Origin of the sequence: Streptacidiphilus sp. ASG 303, assembly GCF_020991365.1 — a bacterium.
In the GTDB taxonomy this organism is placed as follows: domain Bacteria; phylum Actinomycetota; class Actinomycetes; order Streptomycetales; family Streptomycetaceae; genus Peterkaempfera.
Map to the genome: position 1 here is coordinate 1 of NZ_JAJLRA010000065.1, position 3,697 is coordinate 3,697.

General features: G+C 76.9%; 2 protein-coding genes and 1 pseudogene. All 3 read right to left on the bottom strand.

Going from position 1 to position 3,697, the window contains the following annotated elements:
• Positions 1-146: 146 nt before the first annotated feature.
• Positions 147-452 carry a nitrile hydratase accessory protein gene (locus tag LO771_RS29890; RefSeq protein ID WP_230748273.1) on the bottom strand — a complete coding sequence of 102 codons (306 nt, stop codon included), beginning with the start codon at positions 450-452 and terminating at the stop codon, positions 147-149.
• Positions 353-1,639 (bottom strand): annotated as a pseudogene (locus tag LO771_RS29895) (nitrile hydratase subunit alpha). The gene LO771_RS29890 and the pseudogene LO771_RS29895 overlap by 100 nt, the downstream one beginning before the upstream one ends.
• A 554-nt stretch (positions 1,640-2,193) precedes the next feature.
• Positions 2,194-3,558 carry a hypothetical protein gene (locus LO771_RS29900; protein WP_230748275.1) on the bottom strand — a complete coding sequence of 455 codons (1,365 nt, stop codon included), beginning with the start codon at positions 3,556-3,558 and terminating at the stop codon, positions 2,194-2,196.
• Positions 3,559-3,697 lie beyond the last annotated feature (139 nt).

The window sequence follows — 3,697 nt, forward strand, 5'->3', positions numbered from 1 at the left end:
CGCCCCGCCCCCGCCCGCAGCCGCCCGGACAGCGCGCCCGGCGGCACCTCCTCCCCCACGGCGCCCCACACCGTGCCGCCGGCCGCGGACCCGAGGACCACCCGCGAACAGCAGACCCGGAAGGCCGGACGGGCGCGCGGACCGGCTCAGTGCGCGTGCCCGCGGCCGGGGCGGCCGCGGCGGCCGGGGCCCGGACGCCGTCGGGCGAGGGCCCCGGCGCGCTCGGCGACCTCGCCGGCGGACACCGCAGACCGCTCCACGAGCACGTCCTCCAGCGCGGCGAGCCAGAGCCGGTCGCAGTCGCAGGGCTCCTCCGGCGCCGCCGCGGCCCGCCAGGCCGCGATCCGGGCGATCAGCGCGGCCTGGAACCGGGGCCAGGCGAAGGCCCCGGCCCCGCACAGGCCGACGGCCATGCCGAAGGCGCGGCGCAGGACCGCGGGCACGGCGAACACCAGCTCGCCGTCGGACCGGGGCGGCGCGGCGGGGCCGTCCACGTCCAGCTGCGCGCGCACGGCGCCTGCGCCCTCGCCACGCCGACCATCGAGTCGCGGGCCACCAGGGGCACGAGCTCCTCCTCGCAGAGGCGCCCGGCGCCGGGCGGACGTTGCGGCAGCACCAGCCACCGCACCTCGCCGGCGGGGTCGTGGACGGTGATCCGCACGCCGCCGTCGAGCTCCAGGCCCACCTCGGACAGGACCGCCCGCGGCTCCCCGACCAAGCGCGAGCGGAAGGCGAAATCCTTCTACCAGCCCGGCGGAAGGCCCAGCACCGGCCAGGGGCAGCAGGAGCACAGCGGGCACCCCACCACGCGGCGGGTGGCCGCCGTGTTCCCCACGACGACGATGCGCTCCCCCCGCGGCCCCCAGAAGCCGAGCTCCCCGATGGCGGCGGTGCCGTCCTCGAGCAGGCGCCGCCGGCACCCCGGGCCGCTCCAGGCCCCGGCGACGACCTGCGCGCCGTCGAGCGGGCCCACGTTCGCCTCGCACTCGGTGATGACGCCGTCCGGCGCGGCGGGGCCGATCAGACCCCGTTCGGTGAGCAGCCGTTGGAGCGCCTGGGTGCGCAGGACGCCCGGAGACCGCCCCACCACCCCACCGCCCCACCGCGCCGCCGCCGGCCACGGCGCCGGCGGCGGCCACGGAGCGGCCTCCGGGCAGCTCCCGCACAGCCCTGCGGCGACGGCGAAGGGCCCGGCGGCCGGGCCCCACGGCTCGCGCGAGCCGAAGCGGACCGAGTCGACGCGCCGGGGGCGCCCGCCCAGGACGCGGGCGTTGACGTCCGGGAGCACGCAGGCGGGCCGGACGGCGTCGACCACCCCCGGGCGCCCCCGCACGCAGTTCGGCAGCCGGGCGCGCCGGGACGGCCGGAGGCTCCCGGCCCGCACGCGCCCACCGACCGCGAACGCCGGCTCGGTCTCGACCGTGCGCAGCGAACCCGAGAGCGGGCGCGCAGCCGGGCCGGGACCGCCTCGCGGCGGCCTGCTCCCCGACGCGCTCCCCGCGCAGGCCGCGGCCGCGGGCCCCGACCCCGCCCGGCGCGAGGACGGCGCCCTCGGCCAGCACCAGCTCCGCCCCGTCGAGCCGGCGGCCGCAGCAGCCCACACCGAGACAGGCCCCCCGGCCCAGACGCCCCCACGCATGACGGAAGGCGCCGATCTCCGAGCCCCCGCACGCGAGGCGGCCGGAGAGGAGCGCCACCGCGAACGCCCGGCCCCGCCACCGCCGCGGGAACACCGCCCCGCCGCCCCGCACGGGACCGGCCCGGGCCCACTCCACGGCCCCCCCTGCCAGCGACCCCGCACCCGGCACCACCCCCCACGAACCCCACAAAAAGGGACGCCACACCGAGCACCCCAACCCACCCCCCGCCCCCCGCCCGACCGCGACCGCGGCCCGCCCCCCGCCACGGCCGGCCCCCCGCCCGGCCCGGCCGGCCCCCCCGCCCGGCCGGCCCCCCACCCGATGCCCGCACCCCCGGGCCCGGACCCCCCGAGGACCAACAACCCGGCCACACCGACCCCGACAGCCCCCGGGCCCGCCCCCGCGACCCCACCGGCCACCGGACCACCCCTCGCCCCTCGTCTGTCTCACCGCACCACGACCACCGAGGGCACCCTCCGCCGTCGGGTGAACAGCCCGACATCACCCGATCAAGTTCAGTGGACAACACGTCCCTACCGGGAGGCCCGTTCTTTCAGGCCCGCCCGGCCATGGGTACCTGTGTGCGACGGGCCGTCCTGCCGGGCAGCGGCCCGCCGAACAGCACGCGGTTCACCACCACGCTCTGAAGCCGCCCCGCCGGGACCCAGCCCCACCGGCGGTCCTCCCGGACAGCCGTCACGCCACCGCCCCGACCGTGGACGTCACGCGGGCAGGCCCGGTTCGTTGACGCCGGGCACGAGCAGGGGGCCCGGGGGCCGGACGGGCGGCAGGACGGGCGGGCCGTCACCGACGGACCCCGGCGCGGAGGCACCGGACGGCAGCGCCCCATGGGGGGAGCGGTGTGCGGTGACTGGGCTGCGGTCCCCCCGCGGCGGGGGATGTTCAGGCCGATTCCGGTCCGTGCCGCACTGGTGGCGGCCCCGGCCGCACCTGATTCGGCGATCCTGGTCGGGTCGAGCGGTTCGTGCGCGAGAGCCTCGCCCACGGATTCCCCCACCACGCCGTTCACCCCGCCGGCAGCCGCCTGGCCGGCCGTACGCATCCGTTTGCCCCTGCCCACCTTGCCGGCGTCGACGACCGCCCCTCCCACTCCGCCAACGGCTCCGCCGATGGCCGCTCCGCCGATCCTGGCGGCGCTGAGTTTCACAGGCCTGCCCTGGACGACGTCGGATCCCACTTCCTTGGCCACTTCCACGCCGCTCGACAGGGCAGCGCCCTTGACGACACCCTTGGCCACCGACCTTGCACTGAGCGGGGTGAGCCCGACCTCGCCGAACAACAGGTCCAACCCCTTGTTCGCAACCTTGTCGCGCGTGGACAGACCCGTCCCTGCCCGCCCGGCACCGAGCTCCGCACCCACCACCTTCGTGCTGCCAAGCGTGGCCCCCACATCCTTGATGCTCCCGCCCGCACCCCTGGCCGAACCGACCGCCTTCGACACCGCGCCGGCGCCCCTGGCCGCAATGGCCCCGAACCGTCCCAGGAGACCGGCTCCGGGAACCAGAGAGGCAAGCCCGATGCCCAGGCCCGCGAGATCCACCTTGCCGCCGTCGGAGATGGCGGCTATCTGGTCGACGGCGAAGAGGACACCGCCCAGGAGCACACCGACCACGGGGAAGAACACGGCGACGACGGCAATGAGCAGACCAAGGATGATCTTGACGAGGGGGAAGTCCTTGAAGAAGTCCCGGATCCGATGGAAGACGTTCCGCGGGGGGATTGCCTCGTCCGCAGCCCGGTTCAGCACGTCGGAGCACTCGCGCTGCGCGCTCTGCCTCATCTCCTTGGCCTGCTGGGCCAGGCTCTTCGCGGTGTTCAGTGCGTCCCGGCCCTTGGCGATGGCGTCCTGCTGCTCGGCCGCCTGCGCCTTCTGCACATCCGTCGGGTCGTCCCCCACCGCGATCGGCGTCTAGTACTCCAGCAGGACTTCGACGTTTTGCCTGTTCAGAGGCCTGCGCGCGTGAGTGTAGTGGGCGAACGTCTCATCAGGGGCGGTCTTCATGGGACCGCCCCTCGATCGTGTGCAGCCAGCGTTG